Annotated in this window: 18 protein-coding genes; 7 read left to right on the plus strand and 11 right to left on the minus strand. The window is 60.2% G+C overall.

Going from position 1 to position 21,638, the window contains the following annotated elements; all coding sequences use genetic code 11:
* Window positions 1–11 precede the first annotated feature (11 nt).
* The 3 genes from tsaE to ahcY form a co-directional block, all read right to left on the minus strand.
* Entirely contained in the window at window positions 12–1,553 is a 1,542-nt protein-coding gene (gene tsaE / locus VN623_RS05195) for a tRNA (adenosine(37)-N6)-threonylcarbamoyltransferase complex ATPase subunit type 1 TsaE (RefSeq protein WP_325568824.1), read from the minus strand.
* 11 nt (window positions 1,554–1,564) lie between these two features.
* Window positions 1,565–4,120 (minus strand): ATP-binding protein, encoded by a 2,556-nt coding sequence (locus VN623_RS05200; RefSeq protein WP_325568827.1) that lies wholly within the window; start codon window positions 4,118–4,120, stop codon window positions 1,565–1,567.
* Between the two features lie 598 nt (window positions 4,121–4,718).
* Window positions 4,719–6,128: an adenosylhomocysteinase gene (ahcY, locus tag VN623_RS05205; RefSeq protein WP_325568829.1), complete on the minus strand. Its 1,410-nt coding sequence runs from the start codon at window positions 6,126–6,128 to the stop codon at window positions 4,719–4,721.
* Between the two features lie 491 nt (window positions 6,129–6,619).
* On the opposite strand from ahcY, the gene VN623_RS05210 reads away from it, so the two are divergent.
* Window positions 6,620–7,981, plus strand: coding sequence for a TadE/TadG family type IV pilus assembly protein (locus VN623_RS05210; RefSeq protein WP_325568831.1), 1,362 nt, complete (start codon window positions 6,620–6,622; stop codon window positions 7,979–7,981).
* Between the two features lie 207 nt (window positions 7,982–8,188).
* On the opposite strand, the gene VN623_RS05215 is transcribed toward VN623_RS05210, so the two are convergent.
* The 5 genes from VN623_RS05215 to VN623_RS05235 all read right to left on the minus strand — a co-directional run bounded on the left by VN623_RS05215 (window position 8,189) and on the right by VN623_RS05235 (window position 12,058).
* Complete coding sequence (locus VN623_RS05215) at window positions 8,189–8,494, minus strand: HPr family phosphocarrier protein (protein ID WP_325568833.1); 306 nt, start codon at window positions 8,492–8,494, stop codon at window positions 8,189–8,191.
* Between the two features lie 15 nt (window positions 8,495–8,509).
* Entirely contained in the window at window positions 8,510–8,911 is a 402-nt protein-coding gene (locus VN623_RS05220) for a PTS sugar transporter subunit IIA (protein ID WP_325568835.1), read from the minus strand.
* A gap of 108 nt (window positions 8,912–9,019) precedes the next feature.
* On the minus strand, window positions 9,020–9,505 hold the full coding sequence (locus VN623_RS05225; protein ID WP_325568837.1) for an HPr kinase/phosphatase C-terminal domain-containing protein: 486 nt from the start codon (window positions 9,503–9,505) through the stop codon (window positions 9,020–9,022).
* The gene (locus VN623_RS05230; protein WP_325568839.1) at window positions 9,480–11,327 is read right to left on the minus strand and encodes a stimulus-sensing domain-containing protein; all 1,848 of its coding nucleotides are present in this window, start codon (window positions 11,325–11,327) and stop codon (window positions 9,480–9,482) included. Before VN623_RS05230 ends, VN623_RS05225 begins: the two co-directional genes overlap by 26 nt.
* 26 nt (window positions 11,328–11,353) lie before the next feature.
* The gene (locus VN623_RS05235; protein ID WP_325568841.1) at window positions 11,354–12,058 is read right to left on the minus strand and encodes a response regulator transcription factor; all 705 of its coding nucleotides are present in this window, start codon (window positions 12,056–12,058) and stop codon (window positions 11,354–11,356) included.
* A 470-nt stretch (window positions 12,059–12,528) separates the two neighbouring features.
* Here VN623_RS05235 and VN623_RS05240 point away from each other — a divergent pair, with 470 nt between their 5' ends.
* Window positions 12,529–14,124, plus strand: a complete 1,596-nt coding sequence (locus VN623_RS05240; protein WP_325568843.1) for a phosphoenolpyruvate carboxykinase — start codon at window positions 12,529–12,531, stop codon at window positions 14,122–14,124.
* A gap of 122 nt (window positions 14,125–14,246) precedes the next feature.
* Window positions 14,247–14,918, plus strand: coding sequence for a dienelactone hydrolase family protein (locus tag VN623_RS05245; RefSeq protein WP_325568845.1), 672 nt, complete (start codon window positions 14,247–14,249; stop codon window positions 14,916–14,918).
* Between the two features lie 6 nt (window positions 14,919–14,924).
* Here the strand turns inward: VN623_RS05245 and pyrE are convergent, their stop codons facing one another.
* Window positions 14,925–15,503 (minus strand): orotate phosphoribosyltransferase, encoded by a 579-nt coding sequence (pyrE, locus tag VN623_RS05250; RefSeq protein WP_325568847.1) that lies wholly within the window; start codon window positions 15,501–15,503, stop codon window positions 14,925–14,927.
* An 84-nt stretch (window positions 15,504–15,587) separates the two neighbouring features.
* On the opposite strand from pyrE, the gene VN623_RS05255 reads away from it, so the two are divergent.
* The 4 genes from VN623_RS05255 to VN623_RS05270 all read left to right on the plus strand — a co-directional run bounded on the left by VN623_RS05255 (window position 15,588) and on the right by VN623_RS05270 (window position 20,033).
* Complete coding sequence (locus tag VN623_RS05255) at window positions 15,588–17,333, plus strand: ArnT family glycosyltransferase (protein ID WP_325568849.1); 1,746 nt, start codon at window positions 15,588–15,590, stop codon at window positions 17,331–17,333.
* A 44-nt stretch (window positions 17,334–17,377) separates the two neighbouring features.
* Complete coding sequence (locus VN623_RS05260; protein WP_325568851.1) at window positions 17,378–18,091, plus strand: TlpA disulfide reductase family protein; 714 nt, start codon at window positions 17,378–17,380, stop codon at window positions 18,089–18,091.
* Between the two features lies 1 nt (window position 18,092).
* Window positions 18,093–18,998, plus strand: coding sequence for a formate/nitrite transporter family protein (locus VN623_RS05265; RefSeq protein WP_325568859.1), 906 nt, complete (start codon window positions 18,093–18,095; stop codon window positions 18,996–18,998).
* Between the two features lie 75 nt (window positions 18,999–19,073).
* Window positions 19,074–20,033: an HAD family hydrolase gene (locus VN623_RS05270; RefSeq protein ID WP_325568853.1), complete on the plus strand. Its 960-nt coding sequence runs from the start codon at window positions 19,074–19,076 to the stop codon at window positions 20,031–20,033.
* A gap of 64 nt (window positions 20,034–20,097) precedes the next feature.
* Here VN623_RS05270 and VN623_RS05275 read toward each other — a convergent pair whose 3' ends face one another.
* Together VN623_RS05275 and VN623_RS05280 are read right to left on the minus strand one after the other, a co-directional pair.
* Entirely contained in the window at window positions 20,098–20,886 is a 789-nt protein-coding gene (locus tag VN623_RS05275) for a hypothetical protein (protein ID WP_325568855.1), read from the minus strand.
* A 353-nt stretch (window positions 20,887–21,239) separates the two neighbouring features.
* On the minus strand, window positions 21,240–21,638 hold a 399-nt coding region (locus tag VN623_RS05280), incomplete at its 5' end, for a glycoside hydrolase family 3 N-terminal domain-containing protein (RefSeq protein WP_325568857.1).

The following is a 21,638-nucleotide window of genomic DNA, read 5'->3' on the forward strand; positions in this document are numbered from 1 at the left end:
CCGGAAAGTCGTCAGATCCTCAGGGCTTGCGCGCGCAGGCTCCGAGGCAGGTTGCGGTCATACCACGCCGCGAGCCCGGCAAGACCCTCGTGTTTGAGATCGCGTTCGAGATACCCCCAGATCCGTGGCATATGCGCCAGATATTGGCGCTTGCCGTCGCGCATCGCGAGGCGCGCGAATATCCCGAGGATTTTCGTATTCCGCTGCGCCCCGAGCGCCGCATAAGCGAACCGGAATTCATCCGTGTCGAACGCCGGGTCGCGTTGCAAAATGCGGGAAATGTAGTGATCGAGCAGGCTTGTCTCCAGCGAGGCGTCCACGTCGACGCGGGCGTCCTGCAGCAGCGAGACGAGATCGTAAGCTGCGGGCCCGACCATTGCATCCTGAAAGTCGATGATGCCGATGTCGCGCGGGCAGGCGCGATCGTCGAGGGCAATGAGGTTCGGCGAATGGTAATCGCGCAGCAGCCACGCCCTCGGCTGCTTCAAGACGCGTTCGAAGACCCGATACCACTCCGCCTCGAAACTATCGCGCTCCGATTGCGGAGCAGGGTGGCCATGTAGCGCTGGCCAGTACCAGTCGAGAAGCAATTGCGTTTCGATGTCGAGGACACTCGCGTCGGCTTCGGGAATCTCGAATGCCGAACCATCCGAAAGTGCAATGCGCGCCGGTGGCGATATCCCCTGCAGAGCAAGCAACGTTTCGGTGGCGCGCCGCGCTAGGGGTTCTTGATCGCGGCCGCGTGCAATCTCGGCGGCAAAAACGCGATCCCCGAAATCTTCGATGATCAGCAAACCTTGATCAAGGTCTTCGGCGAACAGGCGCGGCGTCGAAAGCCCCGCCTTTTGCAATACGCCGCCGATCGCGACAAACGCGCGGACATCTTCGGCGAGGTGTGCGATGGCGCTGTAGGGCTTGCCGTCTCGGATCGGCGGACCGTCGGGGCGTCTAACCGAGTCCATCAGCAGCGCGCGTGTTCCGTCGGGTTTGGTGAGGCGCGCATATCGGCGCGGCGAGGCGTCGCCCTGCAGATATTCCAGATGCGTCGCTGCATCGCCCCAACCGGCATCGGCAAGAAATTTACGGATGGTCGCAAAGCGGTGCAGTCGCGGCGTCAGCGCCGAAGGCGCACTGAACGTCACCGTCCGCCGATCGGCACCGTTCGCTTCTTCAAACAGCAGTGTGAAGTGCTCCGCGAGCCGAGTTCCCGCCCGCGACGGCCACTCGATCACCGCGACACCATCCTTGAGCGCAGCTTCGAGCCCCAGCTCGTCGAGTTCGCTGGGGTCGGTCACGCGATAGAGATCGAAATGCGCAATGTCGAAACGTGGCGTTTCGTAGGTTTGCATCAGCGTGAACGTCGGGCTCGGGACCTCGAGCGCCGGATCGCTCGACAAGGCGCGGATCAGAGCCCGTGCGAACGTCGATTTTCCGGCACCAAGGTCGCCCTCGAGCCCAAGCATGTCGCCCGGCTGCAGAAAAAAAGCGACCTCGCCGGCAAGCCGCGCAACGTCGCTTTCGGTGAGATCGGGGTAAAGGAAGGAATTCTTCATTGCGGCTGAATTTACGCTGCCCGGTCGCCGCGTGCCAGCCGGGTAGCGCCGCTATCCGGCGCGCTGACTGGTCGTTCGGGAATCCGTACCGTGACGCGCGTGCCGTAGCCCTCCTCCGAGCTGAAATCGATGCTGCCGCCATGCAGCTCGACCAGGCTTTTGACGATCGAGAGGCCAATCCCGGCACCGCGATGGTCGGAGCCGCGGCTGTGGCTTTCGAACCGTTGGAAGACTCCGGGAATCTGATCCTTAGGTATGCCGATTCCTTCGTCTTCGACGGAGAATATGATGTAGCCGTCTTCGCGCCAGTTCCTCAACCGGACGGTGCTGTTGAGTTTCGAGAAGCCGACGGCATTTGACATGAGATTGTAAAGGATCTGGCGCATCCGCGCTTCATCGGCCATGAATTCCGTCACATCATCGGCTACCGCGATGTCGATCGTGAGGCGTGAGCGGATGGCGCGCTCGCGAATGCCCAGGATCGCCGCATCGATGAGGGCACGCGCACCGACCGGAGCAAGTTTCAACTGAAGCGTGCCCGCGTCGATCGTCGCGAGATCGAGAATATCGTCAATGATGGAGCGCAGCGTTTTCGACGACGACATGATGTCGGTCAAATACTCGCGTTGTTTGTCGTTGAGGTCGCCGAACATCGGGCTCGCCAGCATTTCGGCAAAGCCGATCATGCTGGTGAGCGGGGTGCGCAACTCACGGGAAATATGCCCGATGAAGTTCGTCTTCAGCCGGTCCGCAGCGACCAGGGCCTCATTGCGCTCGACAAGCGCCTGCTCGGCGCGCTTGGCGTCGGTCACATTGGCAAACGTTAGAAGCGTGGCGCCGTCCGATAGCGGCATCAAAGCAAAGTCGATGACGACGCCGTCGGTGCGGGTCATCTGGCCGGTGAAGTCTTCGCGCTCGTCGAGAAAAGCCGTCACGGACCTGCCGATCCGGAGCCACGTATCGTTGTCGGGATGCAGCGTTTGCGCGGCGGCGATAACCTCGCCGATATGCGGCATCTCGCCGAGCTTGCCAGACGGCATCCGCCAAATCTCGCAGAAGGCTTTGTTGAAGAGCTTCAGGCGTCCGTCCGTGCCGAAAACAACGACGCCCTCTTTGAGGCTGTCGATTGTCTCGCGCTGCACGTCGATGAGACCATTGTATCGACTCTCGAGCGCGATGCGTTCCGTCTCGTCGGCGAACAGATACGTGACGCCGCCGTCGGGTCGTTGCTCGGCCATGACATGCACGATGCGGCCGTCCGTCAGGTGCCAGGTGTCTTCGAGCGACTCCCCAGTCCGATAGCAAGCGAGAACCTGCGCCTTCCAATCGCGATGACTGACGACCGGCTGCAGAACGCCGATTTCGCGGAGCCGATCGAGGATGGCGCCGTCACTTGGCCGCGTGGCGAGCCAGTCGGTATCGAGCGACCACAGGTTGATGAAAGCCGCATTGAAAAATACCAGCTGCTGTTCGCGGTTAAAAATTGCGACCGCCGTTTCGACCCGGTCGAGCGTCCGGTCATAGGCCTGCATCTGCCGCTCGAGTTCGCCCTGTGCGGTTTCGATGTCGGTCACGTCGATTGCGGCTCCGGCCGTCATGCTGTCGACGGGGAGTACGACGATGTCGTGGGGTTTGCGTTCACCCCCGGCAACCAGATGGACGCGGGCCTTGTAGCGTTGTCCGGCCGCAATAGATTTGGCGACGGCCTTACGCTGCCGGGTCTCGAGCAGTTCGATCTGGCGTTCGAGAACTTCAAGCTCGCTCTTGGCGTCGACGGCGTTGACGTAGGCGGTGTTGACCCAGATTAACCGGCCATCCGGCGCGCGCAGCCACACGGGCATCGGCAGCGTGTTCAGAAGCGCGCGGCTCGAGCGGATGTCGCGAGCGAACGCCGCGTGTTTCTCGCCGATCCTGGCGATCTCCTGCTTGTAGCCGGCGACATCTTTCAAACGCAGAACCGCGCGCCCGCCGGCGGTCCCGCCTTCGCCTTCGATCACGCCGCCGAGCGTCGTCTTCAGGATGATGCTGAACGAGCGGCCGTTGACGAAAAGTTTTTCGAGCGCCGACTTGAGTGCCTGCGCGGAGCTTGCCTCGAGCCACTGGCCGAAGCGCAGTATTTCGGCGTGATGCTCCGGCAAACCTGCAATGCCGGTCAACGTGTGCGATACGATACGCACCGCCTGACCCTGTTCCCAGAAAATGAGCACCTGCGGCTCGGCGCGAATGATCGCGTCGGTGGCGGCAAGATTGCGCCGCAGCTGAAGGCTTTCAGCTTTTGCGTCGCGGGTCTGACGCTGACCGACGCTGTTCATGTGCCAGATGACGAGCGCGGCGATGAACCCCGCTCCGGCGACGAGCGCGATCAGCGACACGTGCCGGACGTCCAACTGGCCAGGTTCGATGGGGTGTCCGGCCACGAAACTTGCGAGCATCGTCGCGACGCAGGCCATCGCCGCAAGCAGCAGCAGCGCGAGCTGCCAGCGCGTCGTCATTCGAGAGCCTTGCGGAGATATGGCGCGCATCAAGTCCGTTGCAATCTGAGGGGCCGCTGTTGTACCGACGCGCACGCACGTCAGCTCGGATTCCGCGCTAAGCCGCGCGAATCACTCACGAAGTATGGGATGCCTTCACCTGTCTCGCCAGCACGCCGGCCATCTTGAAATCAAACGGCGCCTGGGTGTTCCCCTGGCGCCGCGGGGCGGCAGGTCCGGCTTTGCCGATTGGCGATGGCCGATACCGTCGAATGCCGAAAATCGATTGTGTCCGCAGGTCTTGGCGCCAGGCGCGGTCGCTGGTACCGCTTCGCAGCCAGCGCGCCCCGTGTGACAATCACACACCTCTTCCACAAGAAAGCTTCTTGCTCTACGCGCCAGCCTCTTGTTGCAAATGCGAGCGTTTGCCAATGTCGCTCGTATAGTAGCTACACGTTATATTCTATTTGTATGAGTTGCGGGGGTATACTGATGATCGATTTTTCGGTGATTGGCGTATTTTTGCTGTTTGTGTTGGCATCTTCACGCCAAGCGGCGCCACAGCGAGCTCAAGCCCGATCGATGCGCCGTTCCATAGGGTTAGCGTGGCGCAGAACTTAAAGCTCTGCGGATTGAGGGCTGTGGAGCTGCGCGAGAGCACTTGGTCCGTGCTCTCGCGCGAATGCGTTCCGTCTCAATAACGGTAGTGATCCGACTTGAACGGGCCTTCCGGCTTCACGCCGATATAATCGGCCTGATCGGCGCGCAGCTTGGTCAGCTTGGCGCCGATCTTTGAAAGGTGCAGCATCGCGACCTTCTCATCGAGATGCTTCGGCAACGTGTAGACCTTCTTCTCGTATTTGCCGATGTTGTTCCAAAGCTCGATCTGCGCCAGCGTCTGATTGGTGAAGGACGCCGACATCACGAACGAGGGGTGGCCCATGGCGTTGCCAAGGTTCACGAGGCGGCCTTCCGACAGAAGGATGATGCGCTTACCGTCCGGAAACTCGATTTCATCGACTTGCGGCTTGATGTTGTTCCACTTGAAATTCTTGAGTCCGGCGACCTGAATTTCGTTGTCGAAGTGGCCGATGTTGCAAACGATGGCGCGATCCTTCATGGCGCGCATGTTGTCGATCGTCACCACGTCCTTGTTGCCGGTTGCCGTCACGAAAATGTCGGCGCGCGGGGCGGCATCGTCCATCGTCACGACTTCGTAGCCTTCCATCGCCGCCTGCAGGGCGCAGATCGGATCGATTTCGGCGACCAGTACGCGGCAGCCGGCGTTCCTCAGCGAGGCAGCCGAACCTTTTCCGACGTCGCCGAAGCCGGCGACGAACGCGATCTTGCCGGCCATCATCACGTCGGTGCCACGGCGAATGCCGTCGACGAGGCTCTCGCGGCAGCCATAGAGATTGTCGAACTTGGACTTGGTGACGGAATCATTGACGTTGATGGCAGGGAACAGCAGCGTCCCCTTTTTCTGCATCTCATAGAGGCGATGCACGCCGGTCGTCGTCTCTTCCGAAACGCCCTTGATGCTCTTCGCAAGTCCCGCGAACCAGCCTTTCGGCTTCTCCTTCAGTGTCTTCTTGAGCAGCGCAAAGAGAACTTCTTCCTCTTCCGAGCCTGCCTTTTCGAGAAAGCCGGTGTCGCCGTTCTCGGCGCGCAATCCCAAATGCACGAACAGCGTCGCATCGCCTCCGTCGTCGAGGATCAAATTCGGCACGCCGCCGTCGCCCCACTCGAAAAGCTTGCGGGTGTAATCCCAGTAGTCGACGAGGCTCTCACCCTTCCAAGCGAAGACCGGGATGCCGGCGGCGGCGATCGCCGCTGCGGCGTGGTCCTGCGTCGAATAAATGTTGCACGACACCCAGCGTACGTCGGCGCCGAGCGCGGTGAGCGTCTCGATCAGCACGGCCGTTTGGATGGTCATATGCAGAGAACCCGCAATACGGGCGCCCTTGAGCGGCTTTTTGGCTCCGTATTCGGCCCTCGTCGCCATGAGGCCCGGCATCTCGGTCTCGGCGATCGATATTTCTTTCCTGCCCCACTCCGCCAGAGCGAGATCCTTGACGATGTAATCGGTGAACTTGGCGCTCATGTTTGCTCCTGAGGGACGAGTCGTGATCAACCACGGCCGCATCGGCGGCGTCAGGCACGCCGACGGTCGAGGCGGCCAAAGCGCCGCAATGCGCGTTTTCCTGCAGTCGCCCCACGCTATAACGAACAGGCGGCAAGCAGGCAACAAGATATAAACAACTCTTTATGTCGCGGGAGAAGCCGAGGGCTTCTGCCCACCAGCGCAGACGATGAGAGGTTCAGATTTATCTGGTATTACCAAGTATTTCTTATTAATATACCGTAGATTATATGTATACAATTTGCATAAAATGCAGTATATGTCGTAGAATGTTCGTTTATTTTGAAGATAATTAGAAATTGCCGTCTTAATTCGTCTTAAATACATCTCCCGCTATTGTGCCGCTTAAGTATAGCGCGCAGGAGGCGGCGATGCGGGTCGATTGTGGGAAGCTGTGGCCGGGCAGCCGGCAGGGTTCCGCGGATGCGAAGAACGGGAAGAGGCTCACCTCAGTGTTGGGCCGGTTTTCGCGCGATACGCGCGGCGACGTGGCAATTCTCTTCGGCCTAATGGCCCTCGCGCTTTTCATGATGATCGGTCTCGCGGTCGATTACGCCCGATTTCTCAGCGCACGTAATCAAACGTTGGCGGCAACAGACGCGGCGGTCCTTGCAGCCGCGCGCGCACTGCAGACCAACAGCGGAGATCAGCAGGCGGCTCTTACTCTTGCTAAGACGTACTATGATCAGGCGGTCCAATCTCGTCTTCACGTGATCAATGATGGCATCGGGTTCGCTATCGGCGATAACGCCACGTCCGTCATCGCCACGGGCAACGCCGCGATATCGACACCGTTCATGGGCCTAGGCGGAACGAAGACCCTGCCGTTGCTCCACTCCGACGGCAGCGACTATTCGAAGGCCGTTCTCGCAGTCGGTGGCAATGCCGAAACGAACCTCGAAATCTCCATGATGCTCGACGTTTCGGGCTCGATGGGCGATGGCACCAAGCTCGACGACATGAAGGATGCCGCGAACGATCTCGTCGACATCGTCGTCTGGGCCGATCAGAGCAAATATACGTCGCGCGTGGCCATCGTGCCGTTCTCGAGCGACGTGCTGCCAACGTCTGACCTTTTTAAGGCCGCGACGGGCCAGAACGCCACTCCTAAGCCTGCGTCTGTCGTGTACTCGGTAACTACCGGCAGCGGCAAGAAGAAGAAGACGACTGACTACGAATACCCTGCAACGACGTGCGTCGCGGAAAGACCGGGCAAGGACTATTCCGATACTGCGCCCGGCAACAACCATTATGTCCTCCGCGAATTCACCTCCAACGGCAAATGCGGCATCAACTCCAAAGGCGAATTGTTGCCGATGACCAGTGATAAGTCGAACTTGCACGACAAGATCAACGGGCTGGTGGACGGAGGAAATACCGGTGGGCACATCGGTACGGCGTGGACCTATTACATGCTCTCTCCGAAGTGGGCTTCCGCTCTTCCAAGCGGCAGTAAGCCTGTCGCCTATGGTACGGCGAACACGAACAAGATCGCAATCCTGATGACCGACGGCGAATACAACAGCGTGCATGACAGCAAAGGCGTCGAGACGGGACAAAACGGTGCAGGCAGCTCGGTCAACGGAACGGATTCGCCCACTCAGGCGAAGGCAGTCTGCTCCGACATGAAGAAGAACGGTATCGAGGTCTATACCGTCGGCTTCCAGCTCGGCGGCAACCAGACAGCGATCAGCACACTGTCAAATTGTGCAACCGACACAGCGCATTTCTACAACTCGACGACCGGCGACGCGCTGAAGGCAGCTTTCCGCGACATCGCGCTGAAGATTTCGACGCTTTACCTCGCCCAATAAGCTTGGACTCTCTGAGCCTACTCGGAATGGGGATGCTTTCGCGAGCGTCCCCATTTTCGTGCGGCGTCAGCAGTGAAGCGTCGGACAGCGCATCTTGCGATGCCTAGTCAGCGGTGTTCGGGCTAGATATTCCCCCCACGCCATGGCTGGGCTTGACCCGGCCGTCCAGGGCCAGGATCGCAACTGCCGAACAAGTGACTGAAATAGCTAGGCGTCGCCGACGCAATCCTCGTCGAAACCCGCTTCGACGAGGCGAACGAGAGCCGCCAGCGCCTCTGGTCCCTGCGGACCCATCGCCGAAATGTGAAGCTCCGCGCCGGGTCCCGCAGCGAGCATCATCAGACCCATGATCGACGTTCCTCCGACAGAGTGCCCCTCGCGCGTGACCGTCACGGTCGCGTCGAAGCTCTCTGCGCATTTGACGAATTTCGCAGAGGCGCGCGCATGCAGTCCCTTGATGTTGCGGACGACGACCACCGCCTCCGGTTTCAGACTGTTGGTTAGTTCAGGCATGATTGCGCCAAGCCCTCAGCCGCCGGAAAGTTCTTGGCTTGCGACCTTGATGTATTTCTTGCCGGCATCGCGTGCCATGATAACGGCCTCGGCCAAAGGTACTTCGGTGCGGATGCTCGCCAACTTGACGAGGATCGGCAAACTGATGCCGGCGATGACTTCGGCCTTCGACTCATCCATCACCGAAATAGCGAGATTGGAAGGCGTGCCGCCGAACATGTCGGTCAAAATGATCACGCCTTGACCGCTGTCGACCCGTTTCACGGCTTCCAGAATATCGATCCGGCGCGCCTCCATATCGTCGTCCGGGCCGATCGCAATCGCCTCGAGCGCCGGTTGCGCTCCGACGACGTGCTCGAGCGCATTTCGGAATTCTTGAGCAAGCCCGCCATGCGTGACGATTAGAAGTCCGATCATGTGCGCCGGGCCAATTTGTTTTTATGCGGCGATCGCCGTGCACGGTTGCCGCGCCGCGCGGAAGGTGGCAAGTGTTCGCGGCAGGTGCAAGAGGTTTCTAGTCTAAGATCAAGCCTTTGATTTAATTCGTGGCAGAGCCGCCAATAAGAGCGCCGCGACGAGTTTTGAGGGCGCCGAGTCCTCGAATGGAAGAAGGTGTATAACGGGTACGTCATACCCCAGTATATGGACTACCGGCCAGGGATCAGGCAGCCTTTCGATCGGTCCTTCCCGCACGAGATCGGCAACGAGAACGATCTCGGATTGGGCGGCCGCGGCAACTTCCAGGATACCGACGCCGCGAACCTCAAGCCTCCCGCGAAGTACGGACGGCGCCGCCGCAATCAGAGCGCCGGGTTCGCTCGTCAATATGACCTGATCGTCGGCAACGAGCTTTACGGGCTCTTGGAGAAGGGCCGACGGACCGAGAGCCAGAGCGCGCAAAGCGAGGTCGGATTTTCCGGACCCGGAAGGGCCGCGGATCAGGACGCCACGGCGGCCGACCGCAATCGCCGTCGCGTGGACGCGCTCAACCGCGCCAGGCAAGCCCGCCACCCTGTTCGGTCGACAACGGCAGGCGAACCGTGAAACGCGCGCCTTTCGTCCGATCCGTTCCGTTCAATGCGCGGTTCTCGGCGAAAATCTCCCCGTGATGGCTGGCGACGATCTCACGCGAGATCGACAGACCGAGCCCCGAGTTCTTGCCGTGTTTGCTGTCGGTCTGCGGGCGATCGCTATAGAACCTGTCGAAGATCTGGCCCAGTCTATCGGAAGGGATGCCGGGCCCTTCGTCCTCGATGGCGATTTCGATCTTGCTTCCATTCGGCTTGGCTCGGACGGTCACGGTGCCGCCGTCGGGAGAAAACGACAGCGCGTTGTCGATGAGATTGGTGAACACTTGTCCGAGGCGGCCGTCGTTGCCGCGCACCGTGTAAGCCGATGTCGTGGCCGGTTCCGCGATCAACGCAATTTTGCGGCTATCGTCGGCCAGCATGTCGGTGAACAGGTTGGTGATGTTGCCGAGCACGACACGGACGTCGACTGGTTGCATTTCCTGCCGCGCCAGTTCCGCGTCGAGCCGTGACGTGCTCGAGATATCGTTGATCAGGCGGTTCAGCCGTCTGAGTTCGGTTTGGATTTCCTGAACCAGCTCATCCCTGCCGGCATCCGATTTGGCGTAGGTGAGGGCTTCTGCCGTCGACCTCGCCGCAGCAAGCGGATTTTTCAGTTCGTGCGCCACGTCGGCCGCGAATTTCTCGCTGGCTTCAATGCGCCGATAGAGGGCGTTGGTCATCGCGGCGAACGCCCGGCTGGTTTGTCCCACCTCGTCTTGCCGATCCATCAGGTCGGGCAATTCCTGGCGAGCCGAAATATTTTGCGTGACGTGATTGGCCGCCTCCGAAAGCCGGCGCATCGGTCCCGCGACCGTGCGTTCGAGCACGAGCGAACTCGCGACGGAAAAGACAAGCGCCATCGCCGCGATCTGCAGGATCAACCAGCGCTCGTCCCACAGAACATCGTCGATGTCGCCCGGCTTGGTCGAAAGCAGCAGCACGCCGAGAATCTTGTTGCCGCGCTTGATCGGCTCGGCCATCGAAACGATCTGCTGCCCGTGACGGTTGAGGAGCAGAATCGGCGTTTCGCGCCCCTGCTGAGCGGCGCTTTTCACTTCCGGGTAGAGAAAACCGTTGGCCGTGCCGAGTTCCCGGTAGACCCTGAGTTCCTTATTGATCACCCAGTAGTTCAGGCGCGTCCAGAAATTCCGCAATCGCGGAGCCGGCTCATTGTCGTCGGCGGCTGTATCTTCAGTCGCGTCGTCCTTGCCGAATAAGGTCTCGCTGTTGAGGATCAATGAGCCTTTCGGCGAATAGATGCGCGCCTTCAGATCCGCCGGCCCGACGAGTTTGCGTAAAACGATTGCCGCCTGATGCGGATCGATCGGAAGTTCGAGCGCTGCAAAGGCATCGTCGCGCTGGGCACGCGGCAGCGTCTTTTCAGGCAGGCGATTTGGATCGAAAATCGCCCGCTCGTTGACGGCACGATACGCGATGGCCTCAGCGGTGATGCGCGACACGGTCTTGACGACGTCCACCTTCGCATCGAGCAGCCAGCCGTGGTGCAAACTGAGATAGAGGATGGCGCAGAGAAGGCTCAGCAAGCCAACCAGATTGGCAAGCAGAATGCGGCGTCTGAGACTTTTCCTGATGGTGCGCGCGATCCAGCCGTCTGTCAGCCAGGTCAGGGAAATAAAGCTCCGCCACAGTGCAGCGGCGGCGTTGAATACTGGACGCGTAGCATTGGAAAGCGGCTGAGCAGCCTCGCTCGACGTGCCGGCCAACTCCCCCTCCGCTGCGATGTCGTTGCTGTCGAACGCCATCCTGTCTCCGATCGACGGCGGGCCGTTCACTCTTTGAAGCGGTAGCCGACGCCGTACAGCGTCTCGATCACATCAAAGTCGTCATCGACCTGCTTGAACTTTTTACGCAGGCGCTTGATGTGGCTGTCGATGGTGCGATCGTCCACGTAGACCTGATCGTCGTAAGCGGCATCCATCAGCGCATCGCGCGTTTTGACGACGCCGGGACGGGTTGCGAGCGCCTGCAGGATCAAAAACTCGGTGACCGTCAGCGTGACGGCCTTGCTGTCCCAGTGGCAGGTGTGACGCTCGGGATCGAGTTTCAGCTTGCCGCGCTCGAGTACGCGCTTGGCTTCGTCTTCGACCGTCGTTCCATCTTTCGGCGCCGCGCGCCGTAAGACGGCTTTGACGCGCTCGACGATGAGCCGTTGCGAAAATGGCTTTGCGATGTAGTCGTCGGCGCCCATCTTGAGGCCGAACAGCTCGTCGATTTCTTCATCCTTGGACGTGAGGAAGATAACCGGCATCGCCGACTGCTGGCGTACGCGACGCAATAGCTCCATGCCGTCCATACGCGGCATCTTGATGTCGAAAATACCTAGGTCGGCGGGTTCTTCGGCTAATGCTTCGAGTGCGGAAACGCCGTCTCCGTAGGTCCGAACTTTGTAACCCTCGGCTTCGAGCGCCATCCTCAACGAGGTGAGGATGTTCCGCTCGTCATCGACGAGTGCGATGGTGCTCTTTTCCTTCATAGTTTCCTCTCAAGCCCGTGGTGCGGCGGGGGTGCGTGCCGCGCCGTCTTGGCGCTTATGGCGGTACGGTGAAGCAATTGTGGCGGTCCGTCCAATGGACGCCAGAGGCTGAATGGCACCTGAATAGGCGACTGAGGACATTACGGCAAGCAAAGCCGGCTCATTGACTGCGCACAAGACGACCGTTTCGCTTGTCCGCAGCCCGCATTGGGCTCTATCATTGCTGCTATGTGCGAAAGAAAATTTGAGCGGTAACATACTGTTACCAATTTTTATCATGGCCTCGTTGTTGCCTACTATTAGGACCAACGCACAGCTTGAGCCGTCGCAGTGCATTCCATAAGCACTGAGCCGCACCTGAAAATTGCGCGGTGTGCGGGGTCATAAGCGGCGCGCATATTTATTTGCAGCATGTTCGGTTCGTTAGGTGATCTGCCGATACGCCAGCCTGTTAGGGGTGAATTTTTCGAATGACCATTCAGCTGTTTCCGCTTGAGACGTCGCCCAAGATTCTCCGCAATGTGCGCGAGGCCGAGCTGATCGAGTACGCGATTCGGCGCGGCGAAGGCCGTCTCGCGGACGGTGGCGCGATCGCGGTCGAGACGGGCCAGCACACGGGACGTTCGGCGGAAGACAAGTACATCGTACGCGATGCGGAAACCGATCGCGCGGTCTGGTGGGACAACGCCAAGGAAATGTCGGAAGAGCAGTTCGAGCGGATGCTCGCCGATTTCGTCAGCTTTGCGCGGCACAAGCAACTCTTCGTCCAGGACCTTTATGCCGGAGCCGATGCCGCCCATCGGCTCAATGCGCGCATTGTGACGGAATATGCGTGGCATGCTCTATTCATTCGCCATCTGCTTCGCCGGCCCGCCGGCGCAGAGCTTGCGAATTTCGTTCCGGAATTCACAGTCGTCGATCTGCCGAGCTTCCGCGCCGCGCCCCTCTATCACGGCACACGAAGCGAAACGGTCATCGCGTGCAACTTCTCGAAGCGCATCGTGCTGATCGGCGGAACGAGCTATGCCGGTGAGATCAAGAAAAGCGTCTTCTCTTTCCTGAATTATATTTTGCCGGCCCGGAACGTGATGCCGATGCACTGTTCCGCCAACGTCGGCAAGGACGGTAACTCTGCTGTCTTTTTCGGGCTATCGGGCACTGGCAAGACGACGCTTTCGGCCGATCCCACACGCGAACTCTTGGGCGACGACGAGCATGGCTGGTCGGAAGACGGAATCTTCAATTTCGAGGGCGGCTGCTACGCCAAGACGATCCGCCTGTCGAAATCGGCCGAACCTCAGATCTGGCACGCCACCAACCGTTTCTCAACGGTGCTTGAAAACGTCGTCATCGAACCCGTTACGCGCGTTCCCGATTTCGACGACAACCGGCTCGCTGAAAATTCACGCTCCGCCTATCCGCTGGAAGCGATCGCCAACGCCAGTCTAACCGGCACGTCCGGGCATCCCAAAAATATCGTGATGCTGACGGCCGACGCTTTCGGCGTGCTGCCGCCGATTGCGAAACTCACGCCAAGTCAGGCGATGTATCATTTCCTCTCGGGCTTTACGGCGAAAGTTGCCGGCACCGAGAAAGGCATGGGTGCCGAGCCGGCGCCGACATTCTCGACCTGCTTCGGCGCGCCGTTCATGCCGCGCCATCCGAGCGTCTACGGCAACCTGCTGCGCCGGTTGATCGCCGAGCACAATGTCGATTGCTGGCTTGTCAACACCGGATGGACGGGCGGCAAGTATGGAATAGGCACGCGCATGCCGATCAAGGTGACGCGCGCCCTGCTCGAGGCCGCGCTCTCAGGCGAACTCAAAGGCCAAACGATGCGCACCGATCCGGTCTTCGGCTTCAAGGTTCCGGTCGTGTTGCCCGGCATCGATTCTAAAGTCATGACTCCGCGCGAGACCTGGGGTGATCCCAACGCCTATGACAAGGCGGCGGCCAAACTCGCCGATATGTTCCACGAAAATTTCGCGAAGTTCGTGCCGTATGTCGATGCCGACGTCCTGCGGGCAGGTCCGTCGATCGGCCGCGCCGCCGCCGCTGCCGAGTAGCGGCCCCATTTACCCTGAAGCCTCGAGCGGCTCCGATTTGCTGGTCGCGCAACAGCGTTGATTGGCGGCTGCGTGACGAATAGAACTGGCGCGCACACGATCGAAATCGGAGACAGCAGACTATGGGCACCCGCATTCCATTCGAACGGCCTGACGGCAAGCCGGCCGAAGGCTATCTAGCCAAAGCCGGAAAGGCCAACGCGCCCGGCGTCGTCGTCATCCAGGAATGGTGGGGCCTGCAGGATCAGATCAAAGGCATCTGCGACCGCTTCGCCCTTGCCGGTTACGATGCGCTGGCGCCCGACCTCTTCAACGGCAAAGTCATCCCGTATCACGATACCGACGCCGCAGGCCGCGAGATGAACTCGCTCAATTTCCTTGAGGCGACCGATCAACTCGTGCGCGGCGCGGCGCAGTTTTTGCTGCGGTCGAGCCCCAAGGTCGCAATCGCGGGTTTCTGCCTCGGCGGTGCTGTCGCCATGCTCGGCGCCTGCCGCGTCCCGGAATTTTCCGCTGCGATTTGCTTTTATGGCCTGCCGCCCGAGTCCGTAGCGAAGCCCTCCGACGTCAAGGTGCCATTGCAGGGCCATTTCGCAAACAGCGACGACTGGGTCACGCCTGCGGCCGTCAACGCTTTCGAAAAAGGTCTGCAGGCCGCCGGCAAGAGCGCTGAAATCTTCCGCTACGATGCGGGCCATGCGTTCATGAACGAGCAGCGCTCCGTCCACGACCGCGCCTCAGCCGAACTCGCCTGGAACCGAACCCGCGCCTTCCTCGAAAAGCACATTGGTTGATCGCAGTTACTTCCGGAAATCGGTCAGCGTCAGAAGTGGAACGAACTTAAATCCGGCATTCTCGAACGTCTCCGCAGCTCCGTCGAGCCGGTCGACGATGGTGATGATGCGCACGATTTCCGCGCCTTCGGCCTTCAGCGCTTCGGCCGCTTTCAGCGCCGAGCCGCCGGTCGTCGTTACGTCTTCGACGACCACGACTTTCTTGCCAGACATGCTTTCGCCTTTTGCGAGACCTTCAACGAGCGCCTGCGTGCCGTGCTGCTTCACCTGCTTTCTGACGAAGAACGCCGGAAGTTTGCGGCCCCTCGTGTGGGCGATAGCGGTAACGCTGGCAGCGATCGGCACCGCGCCCATCTCGAGACCGCCGATCAAATCGGCTTCGATCCCTTCGATCTGGTCGAGGATCAGCGACGCGACGAGAAACGCCCCTTCGCTATCGAGCATCGTCGGCTTCATGTTGAAATAGAACGTCGAGGTCTTGCCGGACGCGAGTTTGAACGCCGGGCCCTCCTGAAACGAGCGTTCCTTGATGAGATCGATCAATCGCGCGCGGTTAATACCGCTGCCTGTAGCGTTTTCAGCCATGCGATAAGAGCGCCTCTTGCGTTTTCGCCTTCATGATGCGCAAACACCCGAGATCGGGAAACGTGTCAAGGATGGGGGTGGATTGTGGTGGAGCGCGGCCGCTCGATAACGGAAAGCTGGGCTGCACTCGCGTCGCGCCCCCAAGCCGCATCTCTGGCGCTCCTTGCGTTATGTCTCGCCGTCTACCTTCCGGGCTTCGTCCGGTTACCGGCCGTCGACCGCACCGAAATCATTTACGCCGAATCGACACGGGATATGGTCGCGCGTGGCGACTGGACTGACCCGCGTTACGGCGATGCCGTGCAGCAATATCGGCCGATCGGAACGTTCTGGGCACAAGGCGCGAGTCGCTGGCTGGCGGGTGATGCGCTAGCCCGCGACATCAGGATTTATCGCGTCCCCTCGTTGATCGCCGTGACGCTTGCGGTGCTGGCGCTGTTCTGGCTTGGGAGCGCCATCGTCGGCGCCGAGGCCGCGCTGATCGCGTCGGCTCTGTTCGCCGTGGCGCCGTTGACGGTCCTCGTGTCTCAACTCGCCATAGCCGAAGGTCTGTCTCTGCTGCCTGCGACGGTCGCGATGCTGGCGCTGCTCCGCGTCTACACGAACGATAACGAACGCCGCTGGATTCCCCTTTTATTCTGGGCGGCGCTCGGCTTCGGCATCCTGATCAACGCGTTGCTCGTCCCGATCCTCGTCATCGCGACGTTGATCGCACTATTCACAATGGACCGCGATCTGTCCTGGCTGAAGCGGCTGCGGCCGCTCGCAGGTATTCCGCTTGCTCTTGTGATCGCCGCTCCCTGGCTCATCGTGCGCGCCCACCAAGATGGCACCCCATTTTCAGGAATGAGCTGGCGCGAATTCTTGGGCGCACTCGGCGGGGCGCAGGATATGAAGCTCCGCGCCCTGCCGGGAACGTTCGTGCTTGCGCTCGTGCTCGGCTTTCTTCCCGGCACGGCGTTGATCGGTTCGGCGTTTACGCGGCTATGGGACGGACGCGAACAAAAGCTCGCGCGATTTTTGCTGGCTTGGGTGATCGGCTACCTCGTCTATCTCGAGGCGCTGTCGTCGAAGCCCGGCACTTACATGGTGCAAACGATGTTTCCGGCGTTGGCGCTGGCGGTCGCAAGCGTCGTCGTCGCTGAGAACGGCCACGGCAAGCCGCCGAAATGGCACGCATTCCCGTTTTGGCCAACGAGCTTGGCCGTGTTGCCGCTCGCAATATTCGGCGCCGTTTATGCGTTTGCCGGCGAATGGCCGTCGCCCTTTTCGGCCCTCATTATCCTGCTCATTGTTGCGCTGTTCATCTGGAGCGGCCGGCAAGGGCGCGAAGGCGGTCTCAGGCGCTGGGCCGCGACAGGTGTTGCGGCGCTGGCTCTGTTCGCGATCACACTGCTCGGCGGTGTGCTGCCGTCGATCGACAAGATCTGGCCGGCCGAGCAGCTTCGCCACGCGATTGCCGCCTGTCCGGCAACTAAAATCGATCTCGTTGGTTTCCGCGAGCCGTCCGGTCGTTTTGTGTTGGGTGTTCCGCCCGGCCGGCAGACGCTCGACGGACTGGCCGCAGGCATCGCCGACAATACGCCCAGGTTCTCAATCATCGAGGACCGCTGGCTGATGCGCGCCAACGCCGCTCTTGCCGCGAAATCGCAAAGCCCGCTGCCGCCGGCGAGCGGCTGCGTCACGGCCTACAATGTGATGCGCGGCTGTCCGCTGCAATTTCGAATATTCGAAACGGGAACGGCTCAGCCGTGCGCCTTACCGGCCGCTCTCGCATGCACCGGCCATCCGCGGCCAGCTGGTCCGCAAAAACCCGGTAATTGCGATTGAGGCCGGCACTGCATATTTGAGTGCCCGATGCTATATAAGGCCAAGTGACCGAGGATCGTCTGCCGATGTTCAATCCCGAACGCCCGCCCGAAATTTCCGCGCAGCGCTGGCTCAACTCCGACAAGAAACGCACGCTCAAAGCTGAGCAGGGCAAAGTCGTCGTTGTCGCGATCTGGCAGCTGACTTGCCCCGGTTCGCAAAAATATGGACTGCCGCAGGCCATGCGGCTGCGTCGAGCGTTCGATGAACGGGAAGTCGCTGTTTTCGGCCTGCACATGGCGTTCGAGAAATTCGCCGAGCAGTCGCCGGAAAAGGTCGAAGCCTACCTTGCCGAAAACGACATCACTATTCCGGTGGCGCTCGATAAGCCCGACGGCGAGAACCTGCCCGAAACGATGCGGGCCTATGAACTTCAGGGCACGCCGGCGATGCTGATTTTCGACAGGCAGGGGCGTCTGCGCCGGCATTATCTAGGCGCCGTCGATGATCTGCGCATCGGCGCCGAAGTGATGGCTCTGCTGATCGAGGATAAAGGCTCGCCGCGCGAGATGTCGATTGCGATCGAGAGCAAGCTCGCAGCGGCCCTCGTCGATCCCGAGGCGCACGGCCATGACCATGAGCATGGCGACGCCTGCGGCTGCGGCCACGATCACAGCCACGACCATGGTCACGATCACGATCACGATCATCATCACCACGATCACGAGCACGATCATGGCGAGCCGGGCCATGTCCACGGCCCGGATTGCAAGCACTGAGATGGCGGAAAAGCCTGGCAAAGACGCAGCCAAGCCGGTCAAGAACGAAGGACAGTCGTCGACCGCACCAGACCCGACGCCGGGCTCCGGACTAAGCCGCAAGGAGCGTCAGCAGGTTCGCGACTCGACCCGTCCCCGCCCGGCCGTCGTCTATGAAATCATTCGCGCTCAAGGCGAGGCCGAACTGCGCCGTCCGGTTTCGGCACTATGGTGGTCCGGCATCGCGGCCGGCATCTCGATCGGATTTTCATTCCTGACGGAAGCCGCCCTTGCCGCGCATCTGCCCGCGTCGGACTGGAGCCCGATCGTTGCCAAGCTCGGTTACGCGGTCGGCTTTCTGATCGTCATCCTCGGGCATCAGCAGCTGTTCACCGAGAACGTGTTGACGGCGGTGCTGCCGGTCATGGCGCGCAAACAGGTCCACTGGCTCAACAAGATGCTGCGCCTTTGGGGCATCGTGCTCGCCGCCAACATTGCGGGCTGTTTGATTTTCGCGCTCGCCACGGCGTTCCTGCCGATCATCCCGGCCGATGTGGCACCGGCACTCGCCAACATCGTGAATGGCGTCATGAGCAACACGCCTTGGGAAATGTTCGCCAAAGGCATCGGTGCCGGCTGGCTGATCGCTGCGGTGGTGTGGATTCTGGCGTCCACCGAGGGCGTTGATTTTCTGGTCATCACGCTACTCACGTATTTGATCGCGCTCTTCGGCTTCACGCACATCGTCGCCGGCAGCGTCGAGGCGCTTTATGGCGTGGTGACGGGGCTCATCGGGCTCGACACGGCGGTATTCCGCTTCTTTCTGCCGACGTTGGCAGGCAACGTATTCGGCGGCACGGTGCTGTTTTCGGTGCTGAGCTATGCGCAGGTCCGCGAAGAAATCTACGCCAACCACTCGGACAACTGACGCCCAAGACTTTCTTGCGCCACCCGAATCGCGCTTCTCTCCCCTCTACAAGTCGAGCGGCGGAAAGAGGCGGCCATGGTCGAGCGGGTAGGGAAACAGGAACGCGGCGCGAAGGACAAAGCTGGCGCTTCCGGCTCGCGACCGCCTGCCCGAAGCTCCGGCGCTGGCCGCCGGCTCGCGGAACGCGAGTCGCCAGCGCCCAACAAAAGAGTCATCGCCCTCGTCTATGACTTCGACGGCACGCTGTCGCCGAAGCCGATGCAGGAATACGCCTTCCTGCCGCAACTCGGCATCAAGCCGGAAGAGTTCTGGGCCGAGTGCGCGCGTGTCTCGAAGGCCGAACGCGCCGACGCGCTGATCACCTACATGCACTTGCTCTACAAAAAGGCGAAGGAGAAAGGTGTCCGCATCGACCGCGCCGATCTCGTGGCGCAGGGCCAGCACGTCGAGCTTTATCCCGGTGTCGAGAAATGGTTCGACGCGATGCACGCCTACGTGAAGAAGCACGCGGCAGGCGCCGGCATCACGGTGAAGCACTACCTCGTGTCGTCGGGGCTGATCGAGATCATCGAAGGCACCAAAATCCGCAAGCACTTCGCCAACGTCTTCGCGAGCGAGTACTGGTTCGAAGCCTACGAACTGCCGTTTCCGAAACGCATCATTTCCGATACCGGCAAGACGCAGTTCCTGTTCCGCATCAATAAGGGCATCGAGGACCTGGGCGACAACATCAACGCCCACATGCCCGAGGATCAGCGCCCGATCCCGTTCTCGAACATGATCTACTTCGGCGACGGCGACACCGACGTGCCGAGCATGGCGCTTCTGAAGAAGAACGGCGGTCATGCCATCGCCGTGCACAGCCCAAGCGAAAGCGCCGGCAAATGCGTCGAGCTTTTCAAAGCCGGCCGCTGCGATTTCTACGCCGGCGCCGACTACAGCAAAGGGTCGGATTTATTTAAACGCACCTGCTTACTCCTCGACCGCATTATCGCGGATATCCGAGTGAAGGAAGAGGTGCGGGGGTTGGAGTGAGTGGCACTTCGACATGATCTTTTCGTATCCAAATCCTGGCGCGATATTGCCGAAAAATGTGAATTTAGTTCACGGGTTCCGAAAATCGCGCCGGGTCGCCCCCATTAAGCGGTGCGACAACTCGGGGCTTCTTCTTCTTCACTTCGTCAATCGCCGTTTGCACGAGCTGCACAAAGTTGTCGTGCTCCGTCGCAGAAATTCTTTGAAGGGCCACGTGTCGTTTGTACTGGCTGCTCAGAGCGGTAATGAGATCCGCTGTCTCAACCGGCAATGGATTTGAGCGCCGACGATCGGACAGCATGTAGGTCATTTTACCGATCCGATTGAGTTTTGGATCAATTCCCGCTTCTTCAAGACGTGTGCGAAAAACATCGGCAAACCGATCCCAGGCTTCTCTCATGCTTTGAAAAAGCTGTTCTGGCGTCTTTGGCGGGGTGACCGCGGGTGACGTACGTTTGAAGAAGGTGCCAATTGGAAGCTCTGAGTTATCAAGTTCGAGACGAGATTGTGTGATTCTGTCCGCATTGTACTCGGACATCTTTTCTTGAATATCTGTGATGAACTCGCGCAGATTATCTAAGTCGCTCTGCACCTGAGCAGCCGTGAGACGCATCGCGCACGACGCAGCGGTGGCTTCACCAAAAGCCCGCGTCATTTCCTTTTGTGTTTCTCCGAGATGATAGAGTTGCGAAAGTACTTCTAATCTATTTAACCGTTTGATCGCCGGACCGTAACGCCAAAGTTGAATACTAAAGGTCGAGATTGCGAATAGAAGTCCGCCAATGCCGAGAGCTTGTACGATCGGATTTGAAAAAAGTTCGACTAATGAGTCTTTGAGCTGACCGGAATCCATGAAATACGCCCCCCACGCAATTTTGGCTGATCTTAGTCAGCATGCTGCGCATTAGGCCAATCACAAAATATGGACGCGAAATTCCCCGTCAATTCAATAGTCGACTTTGGACAGGGGGATGCCAGATACACTCGTCCCACCTGTCATCCTCGGCCGAGCGCGCCGACGGAGCGTCGAAGGCCGGGGATCCAGCGCAAGACTCGTCGAAGACGCAATAGTGAGCCTTCGGCAATTCTTACGCTGGATCCCCAAACGGTCTCGCAGGCTCGCCCGTTCGAGGATGACGAAGAGATAGATGATCCCCCGCGCGTGGCGGCCGGCTTGCGGAACGCAAGTCGCGCCAATAAACAACTCTACTGCTGCGCTTGCATGGGCGGTTCGCGGTCGTCGATGAACACGTAGCGGCTCAGCCGCTGGCGTGACTCGCTCTGACGCTTTTGATCGATCTCGCCGTTGATGTCGGCCTCGATCAGCGCTGACATGACGGTGTCGAAATACGTAGCGGTATCGCGCAAAAGCACGATATCGACGCCGGCATTCAAGGCTTTGATCGCGGCGCCGCCGATACCGTCTTTCGAGCCCGTCACGGCGCCCATGCTGAAATCGTCCGTGATCAGCAGACTGTCGCCATCCTGCCAACGCGACCGCAACACGCTATTGATGACGGCATCGGAATAGGATGCCGGCGTCGTCTTATCGATGTCGCCGACGCGCACGTGCCCGATCATCGTTGCGACGCCGGGCTGGTTCAT

This window comes from Hyphomicrobium sp., assembly GCF_035572195.1.
GTDB lineage: Bacteria > Pseudomonadota > Alphaproteobacteria > Rhizobiales > Hyphomicrobiaceae > Hyphomicrobium_B.